1 protein-coding gene is annotated in these 1,541 nt (G+C 55.2%); it reads left to right on the forward strand.

From position 1 onward, the window contains the following. On the forward strand, positions 1-1,541 hold a 1,541-nt coding region (locus tag ACR0ER_RS25530), incomplete at both ends, for a hypothetical protein (protein ID WP_480771265.1).

The following is a 1,541-nucleotide window of genomic DNA, read 5'->3' on the forward strand; positions in this document are numbered from 1 at the left end:
TGGACTTACGCGTACAACCACGAAGAAGCGATTGTTTGCTTTCAGAATGCCGTGGCTGCGGATCCAAATTGCGCAATGGCGCACTGGGGCATCGCGTATTGTATTGGGCCGAACTACAACAAGCCCTGGGAAACATTCGAAGAAGACGAGAAGCCTGACTGTATCGCCTTGGCGAAAGCGTCAATCCAGGCTGCTGCGTCGTTAAAGGACCGGCTGACGCCTGTTGAACGCGCGCTAATCGATGCCATTCCAGCGCGTTATCCATCCTCATCGGATATTGAGGATTTCAGCCCGTGGAATGATGCCTTCGCTGATGCGATGCGAAAGGTTCACTCCGAATTCGATCAGGACCTGGACGTGTCTGCGATTCTGGCCGAGTCGCTCATGAACCGGACACCTTGGCAGCTTTGGGATTTGCCGACCGGAAAGCCCGCCGAAGGGGCCGATACGCTCGAGGCAATATCCGTGCTCGAAAATGCGTTCGATACACTTTACGGAGCATGGGAGCACGCAGGACTATTGCACATGTACATTCACCTGATGGAAATGTCGCCCCATCCCGAACGGGCACTGCGTCACGGCGATGTGCTCAGCACGCTGGTGCCCGAGGCCGGGCATTTGTTGCACATGCCGACCCATATCGACGTGTTGTGCGGAGACTACATGAACGTGGTACTGCGCAATCACAAAGCCATATTGGCAGATCGCAAGTTTCTGAAGCGCGAAGGCCCTGACAATTTCTATTCCGTCTATCGGTGCCACAACTATCACTTTAAAATATACGGTGCGATGTTCTTGGGGCAACCATCGGCAGCAATCGAAGCCGCCGATGAGCTGATCGACACCTTGCCGTCAGACACTCTTCGGCCGATGGCGGACTGGTTTGAAGGCTTCATACCAATGAAGCAACATGTGCTGATCAGGTTTGGTCGCTGGCAGGATATTCTCAATCAGGATCTGCCAGAGGATGAAGAGCTTTACAGCGTGACCATTGCCATGATGCGGTACGCAAGGACGGTTGCCTTGGCCAACCTACACAGGGTCGCCGAAGCCGAGAGTGAAAAAGCCATGTTCTATGATGCTCTGGCCAGAGTTCCTGAGACCCGAATGCTGTTCAACAACACATGCCAGGACATTCTGAAGGTCGCTGAGCAAATGATGCTGGGTGAGCTGGCCTATCACGCAGGAGAGTATGAGACGGCCTTTGACCATCTGCGAAAGTCAGTCGAGATCGACGACAACTTGCCATACGACGAGCCCTGGGGCTGGATGCAACCCACCCGTCATGCGCTGGGTGCTCTTCTTCTTGAACAGGGCCAGATGGAGGAAGCCGAAGCTGTTTACCGTGCAGACCTTGGCCTGGATGCAACGCTTAGTCGGGCCTGTCAGCATCCGGGTAACGTCTGGAGCCTGCATGGCCTGCACGAATGTCTCACCAGGCGCGGTGAAACGGTCGAAGCCGCCCACATCAAGCTACAACTGGACAAGGCCACTGCCCGCGCCGAGGTGCCGATCAAGGCATCGTGTTATTGCAGGCAGAA

It is taken from the genome of Ruegeria sp. CH8, assembly GCF_056536985.1.